The 17,674-nt window shown below is 46.5% G+C and carries 18 protein-coding genes; 13 read left to right on the top strand and 5 right to left on the bottom strand.

The window, feature by feature from the left end; all coding sequences use genetic code 11:
* Nucleotides 1-168: 168 nt before the first annotated feature.
* The gene (locus IDJ77_RS22060) at nt 169-555 is read right to left on the bottom strand and encodes a YtxH domain-containing protein (RefSeq protein ID WP_191191145.1); all 387 of its coding nucleotides are present in this window, start codon (nt 553-555) and stop codon (nt 169-171) included.
* A gap of 221 nt (nt 556-776) precedes the next feature.
* Here IDJ77_RS22060 and IDJ77_RS22055 point away from each other — a divergent pair, with 221 nt between their 5' ends.
* Both IDJ77_RS22055 and IDJ77_RS22050 read left to right on the top strand, forming a co-directional pair.
* On the top strand, nt 777-1,004 hold the full coding sequence (locus IDJ77_RS22055) for a hypothetical protein (protein ID WP_191191144.1): 228 nt from the start codon (nt 777-779) through the stop codon (nt 1,002-1,004).
* 113 nt (nt 1,005-1,117) lie between these two features.
* Nucleotides 1,118-2,152, top strand: a complete 1,035-nt coding sequence (locus IDJ77_RS22050) for an acyltransferase family protein (protein ID WP_191191143.1) — start codon at nt 1,118-1,120, stop codon at nt 2,150-2,152.
* Between the two features lie 95 nt (nt 2,153-2,247).
* Here the strand turns inward: IDJ77_RS22050 and IDJ77_RS22045 are convergent, their stop codons facing one another.
* Nucleotides 2,248-2,442: a cold-shock protein gene (locus IDJ77_RS22045; protein ID WP_128534559.1), complete on the bottom strand. Its 195-nt coding sequence runs from the start codon at nt 2,440-2,442 to the stop codon at nt 2,248-2,250.
* 335 nt (nt 2,443-2,777) lie between these two features.
* Complete coding sequence (locus IDJ77_RS22040; protein WP_191191142.1) at nt 2,778-3,917, bottom strand: GAF domain-containing protein; 1,140 nt, start codon at nt 3,915-3,917, stop codon at nt 2,778-2,780.
* Between the two features lie 184 nt (nt 3,918-4,101).
* On the opposite strand from IDJ77_RS22040, the gene IDJ77_RS22035 reads away from it, so the two are divergent.
* The gene (locus tag IDJ77_RS22035) at nt 4,102-4,752 is read left to right on the top strand and encodes an HAD family hydrolase (protein WP_191191141.1); all 651 of its coding nucleotides are present in this window, start codon (nt 4,102-4,104) and stop codon (nt 4,750-4,752) included.
* 24 nt (nt 4,753-4,776) lie between these two features.
* Complete coding sequence (locus IDJ77_RS22030; RefSeq protein WP_191191140.1) at nt 4,777-5,571, top strand: hypothetical protein; 795 nt, start codon at nt 4,777-4,779, stop codon at nt 5,569-5,571.
* Here the strand turns inward: IDJ77_RS22030 and lysA are convergent.
* Both lysA and IDJ77_RS22020 read right to left on the bottom strand, forming a co-directional pair.
* A complete protein-coding gene (lysA, locus tag IDJ77_RS22025) occupies nt 5,568-6,758 on the bottom strand; it encodes a diaminopimelate decarboxylase (RefSeq protein WP_191191139.1) in 1,191 nt (396 codons plus the stop codon). The two genes, IDJ77_RS22030 and lysA, sit on opposite strands and share 4 nt — an antisense overlap.
* Before the next feature lie 196 nt (nt 6,759-6,954).
* Entirely contained in the window at nt 6,955-8,265 is a 1,311-nt protein-coding gene (locus tag IDJ77_RS22020; protein WP_191191138.1) for an aspartate kinase, read from the bottom strand.
* Between the two features lie 713 nt (nt 8,266-8,978).
* Here IDJ77_RS22020 and IDJ77_RS22015 point away from each other — a divergent pair.
* From IDJ77_RS22015 to IDJ77_RS21975, 9 genes are all read left to right on the top strand, one after another.
* A complete protein-coding gene (locus tag IDJ77_RS22015; protein ID WP_191191137.1) occupies nt 8,979-9,518 on the top strand; it encodes an RNA polymerase sigma factor in 540 nt (179 codons plus the stop codon).
* Nucleotides 9,499-9,765, top strand: coding sequence for a hypothetical protein (locus IDJ77_RS22010; RefSeq protein WP_191191136.1), 267 nt, complete (start codon nt 9,499-9,501; stop codon nt 9,763-9,765). Before IDJ77_RS22015 ends, IDJ77_RS22010 begins: the two co-directional genes overlap by 20 nt.
* A gap of 114 nt (nt 9,766-9,879) precedes the next feature.
* Nucleotides 9,880-10,575, top strand: a complete 696-nt coding sequence (locus IDJ77_RS22005; protein ID WP_191191135.1) for an ATP-dependent Clp protease proteolytic subunit — start codon at nt 9,880-9,882, stop codon at nt 10,573-10,575.
* Between the two features lie 646 nt (nt 10,576-11,221).
* The gene (locus tag IDJ77_RS22000; RefSeq protein WP_191191134.1) at nt 11,222-11,905 is read left to right on the top strand and encodes a GDSL-type esterase/lipase family protein; all 684 of its coding nucleotides are present in this window, start codon (nt 11,222-11,224) and stop codon (nt 11,903-11,905) included.
* Nucleotides 11,906-11,914: 9 nt separating this feature from the next.
* Nucleotides 11,915-13,000 (top strand): Gfo/Idh/MocA family protein, encoded by a 1,086-nt coding sequence (locus IDJ77_RS21995; RefSeq protein WP_191191133.1) that lies wholly within the window; start codon nt 11,915-11,917, stop codon nt 12,998-13,000.
* Nucleotides 13,001-13,179: 179 nt separating this feature from the next.
* Nucleotides 13,180-13,914 carry a 6-phosphogluconolactonase gene (locus tag IDJ77_RS21990; RefSeq protein WP_191191132.1) on the top strand — a complete coding sequence of 245 codons (735 nt, stop codon included), beginning with the start codon at nt 13,180-13,182 and terminating at the stop codon, nt 13,912-13,914.
* A 2-nt stretch (nt 13,915-13,916) separates the two neighbouring features.
* Nucleotides 13,917-15,026: a carbohydrate kinase family protein gene (locus tag IDJ77_RS21985; protein ID WP_191191131.1), complete on the top strand. Its 1,110-nt coding sequence runs from the start codon at nt 13,917-13,919 to the stop codon at nt 15,024-15,026.
* 22 nt (nt 15,027-15,048) lie between these two features.
* Nucleotides 15,049-16,764, top strand: a complete 1,716-nt coding sequence (locus tag IDJ77_RS21980; protein WP_191191130.1) for a GMC oxidoreductase — start codon at nt 15,049-15,051, stop codon at nt 16,762-16,764.
* 29 nt (nt 16,765-16,793) lie between these two features.
* On the top strand, nt 16,794-17,531 hold the full coding sequence (locus IDJ77_RS21975; protein ID WP_191191129.1) for a 3-keto-disaccharide hydrolase: 738 nt from the start codon (nt 16,794-16,796) through the stop codon (nt 17,529-17,531).
* The last annotated feature ends 143 nt before the right edge of the window (nt 17,532-17,674 follow it).

Here is a 17,674-nt window from a genome sequence, read left to right as displayed (position 1 = left end):
AAAATAAAACTATACAAATATGGGAAAATCTAAGTGGTTTTGCCCAAAGGCGAAGCCCCGTCTGAATGACATTCTGAAAATAACTTTCCAAATTCCCTTAAGTTAACGGCTATGGTGTTGTCACCAACGAATATAATTTTGCCTTTTGTTGGTGTTATCACCAACAAATTACGCGCCCTGGATAGAGTTATTCCAGTCGTCGGCAGCAGATTTTACTTTTGCTTTCGCTTCGCCCGCGCCATTTTGGGCATATGCTTTGGCTGAGCCAACAGCATCTTCGGCAGTACCGCGAGCACTGTCAACCACTTTGCCGGCATCGCCAACCAGGTCGTTATATTTTGATTTTACCGAACCAACGGCATTGCTGCCATATTCTTTCAGGTTATCGGCAGTAGTTTGCGCTTTGTTTTTTGCCGTTTCTACAAGGTCGTTCACATAATCGGCAATATCGCCTCTTAGTTCTTCACCTTTTTCGGGCGCTAATAATAAGCCCAGTGCGGCGCCTGCTGCAGCACCCACTAAAAGCGCTGCTATAATTTTTGCTTGATCTTTCATATCCTTTTTGGTTTTTAGTAGATGATTTGTTTATAGGTAACAAAGCCCATGCCGTTGTGTTTAAATTATTTAAAAAAAATATCGCTAACTTTTAAAACAAATATGCCCCTCCCTGCGCCGCATTGCAACACAATAGCGTCATAAACCAATTATTTTTCAATAGTAATATATAAAGGCTTGCTTTTTGCACACCGCTGACTGCAAAACAAAAAATTGTAAATATGCAAACCGTACTTCAATCCATACACTTCCGCAAGGTGTTTTACCTGGTAAGCATCATTCTTATCATTTTATTATTCACTATCAAATATGCCTTTTTACCTATTATTGATCGCCGGGAGTCGCAGCCTAAAAAAATATTGAGGCGTGTATTAGATATGCTGATAGCTGTACTAATAGCCGGCTTGGCCATCGGTGCCGTGCTGTTTTGGATAAGCGGGAATGAATGACACTCTGTACGTTAAGGTTACAGTGTTGCAGATTGAGTTTTTACGGCTGCAATTGCCCATTTCGATAAACTATGTTATCTTAAATTATTACTTTAGGCATTCTTTTCAATAGTATGCCCCACAATAAAAACGCGTTCGACCTCCTCCGTCTTATCCTTGCTGTTTTAGTTCTTGTATCGCATGCATTTTACTTTACCGATCATAACTCCGAGCCTTTAGCGGTGCTTTCAAAAGGCCAGGTAAACATGGGCGATGTTGGTGTTATGGGGTTCTTTTGCTTAAGCGGCTACCTTATAACCGCCAGTTTTGACAGGGCGCCCAATATCTTGCTGTTTTTACGGAACAGGTTTTTAAGGATCTTCCCCGGCTACTGGGTAAGTTTAATTGTTACTGCCTTTGTAATTGCTCCGCTGCTGTTTTATGTCAACAACAGATCGTTAACCGGATTTCCATTTTTTGGCACCAATAGTTCGCTATCTTATATCTACAGCAACATCTACCTCAATATAAAACAATATTCTATAGGTAACATTTTAAATTACTCGGCCTACAAGCAATCTATCAATGGTAGTTTATGGAGCCTCTTTCCCGAAATTACCTGCTATATTTTCACTATCGTTTTAGGCTTTTTTGGCTTGATTAAAACAAACAGGCAAACGTTTCTGCTCTTCTTTATATTTGCTTACACCGTTTATGTCGTTAACATATACACCTATAACCAGGTAGGGCCAACCTTTTTTATATTATCAAATGCGCGGGCTTTATACACTTGTTACCTGTGTGGCACCTGCCTTTATATTTTTAAAGACGATATCATTATCGACATTAAAGGCCAGCTATTCATCGCCCTGATAGCTATCGCCGTGCTGCGGTTTGGCGGTTTTTTAATAATAGCGCCTATTGTATTTGCCGTATTGTGTATCAGGGGCTTTTCGGGTTTCCAGCTCAACTTTAAATACGATCTTTCGTTTGGCCTTTATATCTATGCCTTCCCGGTTGAGCACGTGGTATTTAATTTGGCGGGCGCAAGGTTACCGTTTGTTGTAAACATCTTTTTAGCCGGTTTAATTACAACGGGATTGGCTTTCCTAAGCTTCGTTTTTGTAGAACGGGTGTTCCTGCGCCTAAAAAGCAAAAAAACTGTTTAAACCAGCGCCGCAATCCCAATAAGTAAAAATCATTTCACAAAAAAAACGCCCCGAAATTCGGGGCGTTTTTTGTACGCTTGATGATTAATATATAATTAAACAACTTTTACATTTACTGCGTTCAAGCCTTTTCTGCCGTTCTCTACTTCGAACTCAACTTTATCGTTTTCACGGATTTCGTCGATTAGACCTGTTGAATGAACAAATACGTCTGCGCCACCACCGTTAGGTGTAATAAAGCCAAAACCTTTTGTCTCATTGAAAAATTTTACTGTTCCTTCTTTTTGCATTGTGTTATTTATTAAAGTACAAATGTAGAGATAATAATCGGGATTAAGGCACAACTTTGTTTTTACATGAATTTGTAACAATATAAGCCCGCTGTTAAGCCGCTCGGATCGACGCCTATTTTGCGCTTAAGTGTTCCATTTTGCAAGCGGAACACACTGAAACATCATTAGTATTGACTATCAGCGCATTAGTTAAAATAAGCGAAACACTTTGGAACATCCCCATACTCGAGACAAAAGGCGTATAAGGCTTACTACCAATACGATATTACAAAAATAAAAATCGTAGAAAAATTACTGGAACGGCTAAACCGGAACAGTTTGGAACGCCTTTATTATGCCACAACGGATAAATGGCGGCCGTGCAGGGTATCTTCCGAATCTTTTACAATGCCGCGGATCTTCTCGTCAAGCTCGTTAACCGTAAGCTCCATCATCTCAAAATAATTAAAGTAGATGTTCTCCATCTTCATCAGGTCCATAATGCCCAAAAGCGATGCCACCGGGCGGCGCAATTCGTGCGATTGCATAATGGCAATACGCTGTAAGGCTTCGTTTTGTACGTTGATATAAGCCTCCTGGCGTTTGCGGTGTGTAATATCCGTTGAGTTAAGCGATACGCCTATCACCTCTCCGTCATGGTCGCGCACGGGCACAAAGGTGGTCACCTTCCAGCATTCATGCGTCGTACCCGGCATCAGCATCCACTCGCGCTTTATAGACCGGCCGGCAAGGGCTATGTTAAAATATTTTTTAAACTGGCTAAGGATGGCTGGCTCGGTATATTTTAATATCGAATCGCCGTTGGTAAGTTTATGCTGGTAGTGGCTGCGTGTAAATATAGCGGCAGATTTATTAAATGCCATCACCTCGTAATTGCGGCCCACCAGGATATGGGTGTCTGTCGAGCTATCAAATATCGCCTTTAGCTTCAATTCCGATTCTTTACGCGCTTTTGTATTTACCTGCTCTTTTTTGTGTTGTTCTTCTAAAACGCGTACGCTCCAGTTAAACTCCATTAAATTCACAATCTGCTTAGCCAGCGTAAGCATGGCTTTTCGCTGAGGCTCATTCAGATCGCGCGGCTTCATATCTATTACACAAAGGCTCCCTATAGCAAAGCCATCCTCGGTTATCAGCGGTGCACCGGCGTAGAAACGTACATGCGGGTCGCCGGTTGCCAGCGGATTTGTATTATGGTTCTCGTCGGCTAAAATATCGGGGATAACCACCAGGTCGTTTTGCTTTATGGTGTTATTGCAAAACGATACGCCCCGCGGGGTACACACCACATCGGTGCCCTTAGCAGCTTTAAACCACTGCGTGTCGGCATCAAGCAGTGTTACCAGCGCAACCGGTGCCTGGCAAATTTCGGCCACCAGGTCCACCAGTTCGTTCATATCTTTTGTAATACCGGCATCTAGATTCTTAAACCTGTCTACAGCAGTAAGGCGTTGGTGCTCGGTATAGTTCATTATTATATTTGCGCGGGTATTTGTTGTTTTCAACTATAATAGATTTTGTTGTACGAAAATTAAAGCAACGTTGTTGTATTTTTTGGAAAGCGATATATTCCCAATATGAGTAATGAGTTATATAAGTGATGTACGCTTAAACTTTTACTGTGGATTGTACAGGTATTAATTATTTTTACGCCAGATGAAAGCATTTATATTCGACCTGAACGGCACTATGGTAAACGATATGCCCTACCATGCCAAAGCCTGGACGCGCATAGCAAACCAGGAACTTGGTGGCAACTTTACCGATACCGAGATAAAAAACAACATGTACGGCAAAAATGCCGAAGTACTGATACGGCTGTTTGGTAGCGATAGGTTTACCGATGCCGAAATGGATAAACTATCCGAGGATAAAGAAGAGCAGTACCGCCGCGAATACAAAGATGAACTCGCCCTTTTACCCGGCCTTACAGAATTTTTGGAGCGCGCTTACCAAGCCGGCATCCCAATGGCTATTGGCTCGGCGGCTATCCCTTCCAATATCGATTTTGTGCTGGATAACCTTAACATCCGGCACTATTTTAAGGCCATCGTAAGCGCTCACGATGTTACCCACAGCAAACCCGACCCGGAATCGTTCACCAAACCGGCTGCTTTACTTGGCGTAAAGCCCGAAGACTGCATTGTGTTTGAAGATGTACCCAAAGGCGCCGAAGCCGCCCACAACGCGGGCATGAAAGCGGTTATTTTAACAACAACCCACCCGATTGAAGACTTTGCCGACAGGGATAACATCCTGCATTTTGCTGTTGACTTTAATGACGATTATATAAAAGGATTGATTTAACTTGTGCATCAAAACACATCCCCTGTGAAAAATCTAAACCACCTTTTATTACTTGCTATTACTTTATGCGTGTTGTCGTCCTGCACAACCCGTTATTACGCGCCGGGTTTGTACCAAAACGATGTGCAGTTTATGATAAAGCCGCACTCAAAAGATTCGGTTAAAACGCGTGTATATGCCTCGGGCGCTTATTTGGCGCAGAGCGGCGCTGGCGGGCAGGGGAGTTCAAATAGCGGCGTGCTTAACATCTATCAGTCGCGCACCATACCACATTTTAACTTTAGTTATGGGGTTATGGGTTATACCGGGGTGTATACACAAACCCAAACAACCACAACGGGGACTGCCACGAATAACCTGTTCATTAATAAAAGTTTTTCGGGATATGGTTTTAACGGCTCCACTTCATTTTACCTGAGCACCAAAAAAACGGATTTCAGACTCATTGGGGTAGACCTATCGTACACCCACGAGGGCGGAGATTTCCTTGCTTTCCGCAAAGCGCAGGTGGGGCAACCCAACGTACAAAGCGCGGCGCAGCCACAACTGTTTACCTATGGTATTTTCAGCGAGTTTATTGTAAAGGCGAACGAGACCACCAATTTCGGTTTTAAGCTTTTTGCCAACCACACGCCCGGCAAAATCAACCGCGACCTGAGGCCAACAGGCAGCTCATTCAATACCAATAACTCATCTACCTCTGGCTTTACCAGTTTTGTAGGTTACAAGCATTTCAACTTTCACACCACCTTTGCCATTGGATCCGTATACGGTTACACCGCCGGTTCATCGCAATTAGGTTTAGCTTACAAATTTTAAGAGGAATACACCGATTGCACCATATCGCGCAGGTTATAGTGTGATGCCATCACCTCGCCATAAGCGCCTGCGGTGCGTACAGCTATCAGGTCGCCACGGAATGATTCCGACAGATCAACATCCTTGCGGAAACAATCCGTGCTCTCGCAAATGGGGCCGACAACATCATATTTCATTTCGGATTTCGGATGTTCAATTTCGGATTTGTCTTGATTCTTGATTCCTGATTCCTGACTCAAGTTTTCGATAACATGATACGCCTGGTAAAGCATCGGGCGGATCAGTTCGGTCATGCCCGCATCAAGGATGAGGAAGTTCTTCTTCTGTCCTATTTTAACATAAAGCACACGGGAGATCAGCGATGCTGACTGAGCAACTAAAGCGCGGCCCAGTTCAAAATGCACTTCCTGGCCGGGTTTTACGTTCAGGAATTTTTTAAACACTTTAAAATAGCTTTCAAAATCGGGGATGGTGTTACCGTCCGGGTTGTGATAATCCACACCCAGGCCGCCGCCGGTATTCAATATTTTTATAGCAAAGCCGTGGTTCTCAAACCAATCCTGCATTTCGTTAATGCGGGTACAAAGGTTTTTGTACACCTCCATATCCGTAATCTGCGAGCCGATGTGGAAATGGATGCCTAAGAACTTCAGGTTGGTGCATTTGCGCAACATCTCCACCACATCATTCAGCTGCCAGGTGTTGATACCAAACTTGTTCTCATCCAAACCTGTGGTGATAAAATGGTGCGTATGCGCATCAACATTTGGGTTGATACGGATAGCAATGCCGGCTACTTTATTTTTTGCTTTGGCCAAGCCGTTGATGATCTCCAGCTCCTGTATCGATTCTACGTTGAAGCAGAAGATGTCCGCATCCAGCGCCAGGTTTATTTCTTTATCAGATTTACCCACGCCCGCAAAAACAACTTTGCTTTTATCAAAACCATGCTCAATAGCGGCTTTCACCTCGTTTCCGCTTACGCAATCGGCACCAAAACCATAAGATTGTACCGCATCAATAACTTTAGTATTAAAGTTAGCCTTCATGGCATAATGCACATGGAAACCGTATTGCGATGAAGCATCACGGCATGCATCAAGCGTTTGCCGCAACACATCCATGTTGTAGTAATAAAATGGGGTCTCTATCCCCTTAAAGCGTTCTATGGTATCTTGTTTGAACATTGTAGTATCTTATTTTCCAACACGTCCTTGCGAGCGATAGCGCGGCAATCATCGGTTAGCAGGGCAACTTTGCAAATCCGACCTGCTTGCCGAGGATTGCTTCGTACCTCGCAATGACGCGGTGGTTATGATTTGACAACTCTTACAGAGTTGTCAAATCTGTTTTTATTAATAGATCCGAAATCGAAATCCGAAATTAAAACAGCCTGTTATGCAAGCTTCTCAGCGCCTCTACTTTATCTTCTGTTTTTATCAGCAGGCTCATGTTATGGTCGCTGCCGCCATAAGAGATCATCCTCACCGGGATATGCTTGATAGCTTCCAGCACACGGGCTGCATAGCCATGCTTCTCGGCACCAAAATCGCCTACCACGCAAACAATGGTTTGGTTCACATCAATATCTACGGTGCCGTAAGCGCCAAGTTCTTTGGTTATCTCGCCCAGGTAAGTGGTATCATCAATAGTAACCGAAACCGCTACTTCCGATGTGGTGATCATATCAATACTGGTGCGGTAACGCTCAAACACCTCAAAAACGCGGCGTAAAAAGCCATGCGCCAGCAGCATCCGGCTGCTCTGGATCTTTATAGCGGTAATATCGTCCTTAGCGGCTATGGATTTTATTCTGTCCTTCTCGCTGTCGTTGGTAATTAAAGTACCGGCAGCCTGCGGATCCATAGTGTTCAGTAAACGCACGGGGATCTTATACTTTTGCGCCGGGAACACGCTTTGCGGGTGCAATATCTTCGCGCCAAAGTATGCCAGCTCGGCCGCTTCGTCGAAAGACAGCTGGGCGATAGGTTTGGTACCTTTTACAATCCGTGGGTCGTTATTGTGCATCCCGTCAATATCGGTCCATATCTGCACTTCCTCGCTGCGGATGCCCGCGCCGATCAGGGATGCGGTATAATCGCTGCCGCCGCGACGCAGGTTATCTACCTCGCCAAAAGCGTTGCGGCAAATGTAACCCTGGGTGATGAACAGGTTATTGTCCTTGTTTTTTTCCAACAGCGGTGTAAGCTGCGAGGTGATATGGTCGACGATAGGTTCGCTGTCCTCATCGGTCTTCATAAACTCCAAAGCAGGCAGCAATACCGATGGTACGCCGATCTCTTTGAGGTAAATATGGTAAAGCGTGGTGGAGAGTAATTCGCCCTGCGCTAAAATAATTTTATCTTCTATGGGGGTGAACAGGTCGTTGGCCAGTCCGCTTAATAAACGGAAATGGTAGTCAATAACCTCTTTACCCTGTTCGTAAAACTCTGGTGTCTCTAAAAGTTCCTTAATAAATACTTCGTACTTACCTTTTAAAATGGTGATGAGTTGGGCCGCCTTCTGCTTATCGCCTGCGAGGTACGCCTGTCCAATTTCTACCAAACTATTTGTAGTGCCCGATACGGCCGACAGCACTACAATTTGCTGCTCGGCGGGGTTGATGATATCCAGCAGTTTCTTCATACGGTCGGGGCTTCCCACCGATGTACCGCCAAATTTTAAAACTTTCATTTACGTGTGTTACCTTGAATAATAGCCGGTAAACCTGCACCGGCATTTGCGGCGCTAAAAATAGGATTTTAAAGCAATATTCTACTGGTTTGGTAGAAATTATCTGAACCTTGATTTTCTCATTATGGGATTTTAAGATTACTGAATGCTTTTACGAAAGATTTTTAGAACGTCGGCAGAAGAGCTTCGGGCGAAAGCGGGCAGAACGTGGTGGGCGGTGCGGCAGGAAGGGCATAGGGAATGTTTGCAGAAGCGCGGGGCGTGAGCGGCGAAGCGAGGGGCAAATTTTCCCAGCCCGCGGTTCTGTACGCTTTGCAGGGCAAAGGCCCGTGCGGCAAAGAAGCCTTTCTGCTGACTTGAATTTTTGCTACTTTTTTTTCAAGAAAAAAGTAGTAGCCCCGCGGCAATGAGCGGACGATGATTTCATTTAAGAATAAAGAATTTAAAGGGGCGGTGCTTTCAGCCCGGGCTATACGCTGCAAATCCTCGCCCCTGCCCGCCCGCAACCCAACACACGGCTGTGGGTTTTCCGCTCCTATCCCTACCGCGGAAAATTCCGAACTCGAATTTAAGGAATTAACGAATGGACAGAACTTGAGCTACGACAGGCATTCTGTAAGTTCTTAAAATTCCTTAAATTCGAGTTCAGAAAAAAAAATCTCACCTTAGGGTGATAATCCTCCCAAATCCTGCACATACTATTAAACGCGGATATGATGCCAGTAAACAACACACACGCCGAAACCGAAAAGCTGATAATGCGGCTTTACAAAAGCGCCTTTCCACTGGTGGCAAGGTATGTAGCCAAATTGGGCGGCTCGTTTGATGATGCCCGGGATGTTTTCCAGGACGCGCTGGTGATCTATTACGAGAAAGCCGCCGCCGGGAAACTGGAACTGCAAAAAACTGAAAGTGCTTACCTGCTGGGCATTGCTAAACACCTGTGGTTTAAAAAATTCAAAGACGGGCGGTATGATATCTCGCTGGATGAATTTGAAGGTTTTGACCTGCCCGACGAAGCAGAACCGCAGCCCGCTGCCGAAAAACTACTGCACTACCTGGAAACCGCGGGCCAAAAGTGCATGGATATATTGAGTGCCTTTTATTACGATAAGCTGCCCATGAAACAAATAGCCGGCCTGTTTGGCTACTCGGGTGAACGATCGGTAACCGTGCAGAAATACAAATGCCTGGAAAAAGTACGCGAAACCATTAAACAAAATGCATTGGCTTATGAGGACTTTATTGACTGAGATACAGCAGATAGACGAGCACGTACAAGGCACAGCCGCCCCCGGTGAGGCCCTGCTTTTTGAGGCCAAGCTTTTGCTTGATGCCGAATTACCGTTAAAAGTACAATGGCACAAACAAACCCTCGGGCTGGTGCAGCAATATGGGCGTAAAAACCTGATAAGCATCATAGGAGATGTGCACAACCAACTGTTCACCCTGCCGCAGCACCAAAGCTTCAGGCAAAAGATAATGGGTTTATTCCGATAGCCTCACCTAAATCCTCTCCAAAGGAGAGGGCTTAAAGAAAAACAAAAAAGCCCTTCTCCTTTGGAGAAGGGTTGGGATGAGGCTTCACGCAAACACCAACTAAATTTTATAAAAATGAATACAAATGAATTCCGCAAATACGCGGTGAGGCACCGCCATGTCAATAGTTTACATGTGGATAGGTTTATCAGCCGGGTAAACACCGCCACCCTGCCCATGGGCATGACGCCCAATATTTTGGAAGAGCGCCAGCTTAACATCTCGCAGATGGATGTTTTCAGTCGGCTAATGATGGACCGCATCATCTTTCTGGGCACCGCTGTGGACGACCATGTGGCCAACATCATACAGGCGCAATTGCTCTTCCTGCAATCGGCAGATGCCAAAAGGGATATCCAGATCTATATCAACTCGCCAGGCGGCTCGGTGTATGCCGGACTGGGCATTTACGATACCATGCAGTTCATTTCGCCCGATGTTGCCACCATCTGCACCGGCATGGCAGCCTCTATGGCGCAGGTACTGCTTTGCGCCGGCACAAAAGGCAAACGCGCCGCCCTCCCTCATTCACGGGTAATGATGCACCAGCCATCCGGCGGGGCACAGGGTACGGCAGCAGATATCGAGATAGCCGCCATACAGGTAACCAAAATGAAGAAGGAATTGTATGAGATCACCTCCCTGCACACCGGCCAACCCTACGAGCGCGTGTACCAAGTATCCGACCGCGACCACTGGATGATAGCCGCCGAAGCCCTGGAGTTTGGGATGATTGATGAAATATTAACCCCACACCGGAACCGGGATTGAGGGGATTCATTGGATTTTTTAGGATTATTAAACACCATAGCGATGGGTTTGAAACCCATTGCTATGGTTAATTAAGATAGCGGGCATGACCGCATCACGAGTTAACTCACCGCCAGCCCCTCTCTCCTTTGGAAAGAGGGGAGTTTTTTTTCTTCACCCTCTTTGCGGAGCAGAGAGGGTCGACAAGCGATAGCGATGTCGGGGTGAGTTAAATATGCAAGCGACAGGAAGCAGTTCAAAGGTTCGAAACCCGTCGCTATGATTTATCAGTACCTCGCTAGCTGTTTCTGTTCGAGGCGTATCTACCGTCAAGGATAAAAAAGTTTACAAAAGTTTACACATTTTCATATGTTAACTTTTTAAATATCAAATAATCAACTTATTACGTTTTACAGGGTTAACATACAAAGCACTTTTATTCACCGGTAATTTTGCTTATATTATTTTTTGCTGCCGCGAGATTGGCGCAGCGTATCTTGCGGCAGGCACATTGCAAGCTTCCAGCGTGCGTCAGCTGAAAGCTGACCATATGCACACCCCGGGTTGAAAACTCGCGGCAGCTAAATTTTAAAAAAACCAATAAATCTTAAAAATCCGCCCCATCCCGGTTCCTTTTTATTATTTTTAGCTGCCAACATAAACTACAATGAAATACATTTTCCTGTTACTGCTTTTGCCAATGATGGCTTGTGCACAAAAAAAACCGACCAACCAAAACCTGTTCGATACCATCCCATTCATCCCCGAGCATACCCCGCAGCGCCTTGCCATATTCAGCAAGCAGCCCATAGTTAAAGGCGTTACCATCTTTTTGGGCAACAGCATTACCGAGGCCGGCAACTGGGCGAAACTGCTGAACGATACCACCGTACTCAACCGTGGCATTGGCGGCGATATTACGTTTGGGCTACTGAAAAGATTGGACGACGTTACCGATCGCGAGCCGAAAAAACTCTTCATCCTCATCGGCATCAACGATATCGGCAAGGACATCCCCGATTCGGTGATCGCCTATAATTATTTCAAGATCATTAAACAAGTGCACACCAAAAGCCCGAACACCAAAATATATGTGCAGAGCATCCTTCCACTGAATACATTACATGCAGGTTTTCCGCAACACTACGATAAAGCAGAGCATATCCCAAAGGTAAACGCTATGCTCAAAGCCAACGCCACGGCGATGGATTATACCTACATCACCCTCACGCCTCTTTTTGCTGATAAGAACGGGCGACTGAAAGACGAGTACACCTATGAAGGCCTCCATTTAAAACCCGAAGCTTACGTAATTTGGGTGGATTACCTCAAAAAAATGAAATACCTATAATTGCTTATAATGAACAGGACTAAAGTTGCCATATTGGGTGCCGGTTTTATCTCGGATATCCACCTCGAATCGTACCATCGTTTTATCCCCGAAGCCGAAGTAGTGGCCGTATACGCCCGCAATGCGGACAAAGCCAAAGCCTTTGCAGAAAAATTCCACATTGCGCAATGGTTTAGCGATGTAGACGAACTGCTTGCCAACACCGATTGCGAAGTAGTGGATATCTGCGTACCCAACTACCTGCACGCCGAATGCTGCATCAAAGCCGCCAAAGCCGGCAAGCACATCATCATCGAAAAACCACTGGCCGTTACGCTGGAAGAGGCCGACGAAATGATTGCTACCTGTAAAGCCAACAACGTAAAGCTGATGTATGCCGAAGAACTTTGCTTCGCGCCAAAATATGAGCGGGCAAGGCATTTGGTAAAGGAAGGCGCTGTTGGCGAGGTGTACATGCTTAAACAATCAGAAAAACACAGCGGCCCGCATACCGACTGGTTCTACGATATCAACCTGGCAGGCGGCGGCGTGCTGATGGATATGGGCTGCCATGCCTTAGGCTGGTTCCGCTGGATGACCAACCACGCCAAGGTAAAAAGCGTTTACGCCACCATGGATACCGTTTTCCACAAAGGCCGTACCAAAGGCGAGGACAACGCAGTAGTGATTGTAGAATTTGAGAACGGCGTAACCTGCATTGCCGAAAGCAGCTGGGCCAAGCACGGCGGCATGGATGATAAATGCGAGATCTACGGCACCGGCGGCGTAATTTATGCCGACTTATTTATGGGGAACGCAGCCATCACTTATAGTCGCGATGGTTACGGTTACGCAATGGAGAAAGCCGATACCACAGCAGGCTGGAGTTTTACCGTTTTCGAGGAAGTATTTAACCAAGGCTACCCGCACGAGCTGAAGCATTTTATAGAATGCGTTCGCGAAAACAAAACCCCGCTGGTAACCGGCGACGATGGCCGCGCAGTAATGGAGATGATCTATGCGGCTTATGCATCAGCAGGTGCGGGGAAGAAGATAAATTTGCCCTTTAGTGCCAAGGTGGCTAAGCCGGTAGATTTGTGGTTGAACCATAAATAGAATTAACGATAAAAAAGCGGGGGCCTCGTGCGATTCCCCTCTTAAGAGGGGTGCAGGGGTGTGTTAAGCGTGATGCCTTACTAAAACGAAATACCACGTCGTGAACACACCCCTGCCACCGCTCTTAACCCACGCGCCCCCTCTCGAGAGGGGAATTAAAAAAAGACTACCCAACAACCATGAAAATATCCATATACCCAACCACCGACGATATGTCGAAAGCCGCAGCAGATTTGGTTGCTGTGCAACTGGCCGAAAAACCAACATCGCTTATTGTTTTCCCTTCGGGAGAATCACCTTCGGGCATGCTGAAGTATTTGGTGGAATACGCCAAAGAAGACAAAGCCGATTTCAGCCAATGCACCATCATCGGGCTGGACGAATGGGTAGGTATGGACGAGCGCGACTACGGCAGCTGCAAACATTACCTGCACACTAATTTCTTCAACCACCTGGACCTCGACCCGGAGCGCGTGGTGATGTTCGACGCCAAAGCGGAGGACTTAGAGGGTGAATGCGAACGCATCAACACATTTATTGCCGAACATGGCGGTTTGGATATGATGATCGTAGGCATCGGCATGAATGGGCATTTAGGTTTAAACGAGCCGGGAACCCCTTTCGATCTGTACGCACATCTGTCGGAACTTGCGCCTATTACAGTAGAAGTTGGTCAGAAATATTTTAAACAAACAACCGCTTTAACACAAGGCATCACCCTCGGCTTAAAGCATTTATCAGAGGCAAAAATGGCGGTGCTCATTGCCTCGGGAGAGAAAAAGGCGACTATCATTGCCGATAGTTTGCAAGGCCATATCAGTCCGGACGTGCCGGCGTCCATCCTGCAAAATATAGCCCAAGCTCGTATCTTACTTGATAAAGGCGCTGCTTCTAAATTGGAACACGTATCGTAACAATGAGGGACAAACTGCTCTTAATTCAGGAACACCTACAGAATGCTCCGGCTATACTCGCATCCAAAAAAATAGCGGCGGGTTTTGATGGCTTTGTGGATTCTATTGTAAAAGTGGTGAATACCAAAACTGAAAGCGGCACTACGGAGCATTTCGAAACCATTAAACAATTTGGAGATTATATCTCGGCAAAAAGCGGCTCAGGTTTTAGTTTGGAGAGCGAGGAACAGCTGCTAAAGCTTGGCGGCAATATGCCCATTATGGCTAATGCCATGGCGCAGTTGGGTACGGGTGTAGATTGTGTTGGCGCATTCGGATTGCCGTCTCTACACCCTGCCTTTGCCGGCATGCACCCCTCCTGTACCCTGCATAGCTTTACCAATCCGGGTTTTACTACCGCGATGGAGTTTACCGATGGTAAGATCATGCTCGCCCAAATGACGGATTTGAACCACGCCAACTGGGCCGTTATCAAATCCGCTATTGGGCTACAAAAATTAAAGGATATCTTCAGCGATGCTGACCTGGTTTGCCTGGTTAACTGGAGCGAGTTGGACCATTCCAACAATATCTGGCAGGGCTTGATAGACGAAGTATTTACCGGCACGGGCGCAACCCGGCAATTCTTTGTTGACTTGTCCGACTGCTCTAAACGCAGCACGGAAACCATAAAAATCGCTATCAACCTGGTAAAACAATTCGGGAACTATGGTAAGGTAACGCTCAGCTTAAACCGAAACGAGGCAGGGATCCTTCATAAAATATTCGTCGGCTCCAACCTGTCGGAAGAGCTACATGAGGTTGGCAATGCCCTGTTTCCAATGCTTGGTGCAGCCACGCTCATTATTCACACATCAAAAATGTCGCTGGCCTGGGATGCCGAAGGTACCTATGCCAACCAACCCGTTTTTATAGCCAATCCTACCATATCCACCGGTGCAGGTGATAACTTCAATGCTGGCTTTTGTACCGCGCAATTGTTGGGGCTGGATACCGGCGCATCGCTTATCCTGGCCAATTCCTCATCAAATTGTTACATAAAATCGGGCGAAAGCCCTACCCTAAAAGTGCTGGACGATTACATTTCCCAATTAATATCCTCATCTTTATAATACCAATTATAAAGGATTTTACATGTCGTTAAATTTGAAGGATGATGTTGCGTCGTTAACGTACGATGCAATAGTGATCGGGTCGGGGATCAGCGGAGGATGGGCAGCCAAGGAACTTTGCGAACAGGGTTTAAAAACCCTGGTGCTGGAACGCGGCCGAAATGTGGAGCACAACAAAGACTACCCTACGGCAACTACTCCTCCGTGGGAGTTCCGTTACCGGGGCCGCATTAACCGCCAGCAACAGGAAGAAAACCCACTGATCACCAAAGCAGCAGGCTATGGCGATGATTGCGACCATTTCTTCGTGAAAGACGCCGATCACCCCTACATACAGGAAAAACCTTTCGACTGGATTCGCGGATACCAGGTTGGCGGCAAATCGTTAACGTGGGGGCGCGCTACCCAACGCTGGAGCGAGTTTGAATTTACCGCCCCCGAGCGTTTTGGCTACGGCATCGGCTGGCCCATCGGTTATCAAGATGTTGCGCCATGGTATTCACATGTGGAGAAATTCATCGGCATCTGCGGGAATAAGGACGGACTGGAGGCCATGCCCGACGGCGAGTTTATGAAACCCTTCGACATGAACGCGCCCCTCACCCACATCAAACAAAAACTAAACGAAAACTATACCGATAGGCACCTGGTGCATGCCCGATGGGCACACCTCACCGACCCGCAGCAGGTACACCTGGACCAGGGCCGCGGCAAATGCCAGGCACGCAACATGTGTATGCGCGGCTGTCCATTCGGCGGCTACTTCAGTTCGGTGAGCTCTACCCTGCCATGGGCCAAAAAGACGGGCAATTTGACCATCCGTCCGCATTCGGTGGTGCATTCTATTATTTACGATGAAAAACTGGGCAAAGCCTCGGGCGTGCGGGTAATAGATGCCAATACCAAAGAGGTTATCGAATACAAGGCCCGGATCATCTTCCTCAATGCCTCGGCACTTAACAGCAATTTAGTCTTGCTCAATTCCAAATCAAACCGTTTCCCTAATGGCCTGGGTAACGATAGCGGCTTGCTGGGTAAATACATTGCTTTCCATAATTACCGGGCTTCGGTTAGTGCCGATATCGACGGTTTCCTGGATAAATACTATTTCGGTCGCAATCCAACCGACCTCATTTTGGTAAACTTCCGCAACCTGCACAAGCAGGAGACCGATTTCCATGGCGGTTACACCACCTTTATGAATGCCTATCGCGACCAGCATACCCCCGAAACCGAACAGGGCCAGGTTGGCGCACGATACAAAGACGACCTTTGCGAACCCGGCAGCTGGCATGTGTTTGCTTACCTGCAGGGCGAAACTGTGCCCAAGGAAAGCAACCACGTACGCCTGAGCGAGGATAAAAAAGACCAGTGGGGCATCCCTTTACTTGTCACTTCCGTATCGTATGATGATAACGATGAGCGGATGGTAAAAGACTTCCATACCCAAACCAGCGAGATGCTGGAAAAAGCGGGTTGTAAAAACATACAAACTTACAACAATAAGCAAGCTCCGGGGTTAGATATACATGAGATGGGCGGCGTGCGGATGGGTAAGGACCCAAAAACCTCGCTGCTGAACCAATGGAACCAATTACATCAATGTAAAAACGTATTTGTAACCGATGGGGCCTGCATGGCCAGCACGGGTAACCAAAGTCCATCTATATTATACATGGCGCTTACCGCGCGGGCGGCAACCTATGCAGTAAGCGAAATGAAGAAAGGAAATTTGTAACGTTTTTTAAGCCCTCAAGTCCAACTACCATGAAAAACCTTCTACTTTTAATGCTGGCCGCCGTCATCATAAGTGGCTGTCATTCCTCTCAAAGCAACAACACTACAGCCACCATAGATAGCGGCGCCACAAAAGACACCGCCTGGAAGCCCATATTTGATGGCAAAACCACCAAAGGCTGGCATACTTACGGCAAAAACGAAGCAGGCAAAGCCTGGAAAGCGGAGAACGGTGTGCTGCATTTAGATGCATCTGCAAAAAACGACTGGCAAACCAAAAACGGAGGCGACCTGGTGAGCGATGCCGAATATGAAAACTTCGAGCTGAGTGTGGAGTGGAAGATCTCCAAAGCAGGTAATAGCGGCATTATATTTTATGTGAACGATAACCCGGAGAAGTACAAGTACAGCTGGTACACGGGCATAGAGACCCAAGTGGCTGATAATAAGGAAAACGAGGACGGGCAAATACCAAAACACCGCGCAGGCGACCTGTACGATCTGATCTCGATAAGCAAAGAAGTGGTAAAACCAGCAGGCGAGTGGAACAAAACCATAGTGCTGGCCAACAACGGCGTGCTAAACATTTTTGTGAATGATGAGCAGGTTATTACCACCAAACTTTGGAACGATAACTGGAAAAAGTTGGTAGCTGCAAGCAAGTTTAAAGAATGGCCCGATTTCGGCACCTTTAAAAAAGGCCACATCGTTTTGCAGGACCATGGGGCGGATGTTTGGTTCAAGGATATTAAGGTTAAGAAGTTGTAGAGTAGTACCTCACGCTGTCATTTCGAGGAAAGCGCAGCGACGAGAAATCTTCTACGGCATGCTATGACCGCTATTCATATCCGATTTGCAAAGCTGATAAAATTTCTCCTCGCTATCGCTCGTTCGAAATGACAACGTGGTTT

The organism is Mucilaginibacter pankratovii, assembly GCF_014773265.1.
Lineage (GTDB): Bacteria > Bacteroidota > Bacteroidia > Sphingobacteriales > Sphingobacteriaceae > Mucilaginibacter > Mucilaginibacter pankratovii.
Note: the sequence above shows the minus strand (reverse complement) of the source record. Positions and strands in the feature narration are given on the sequence as shown.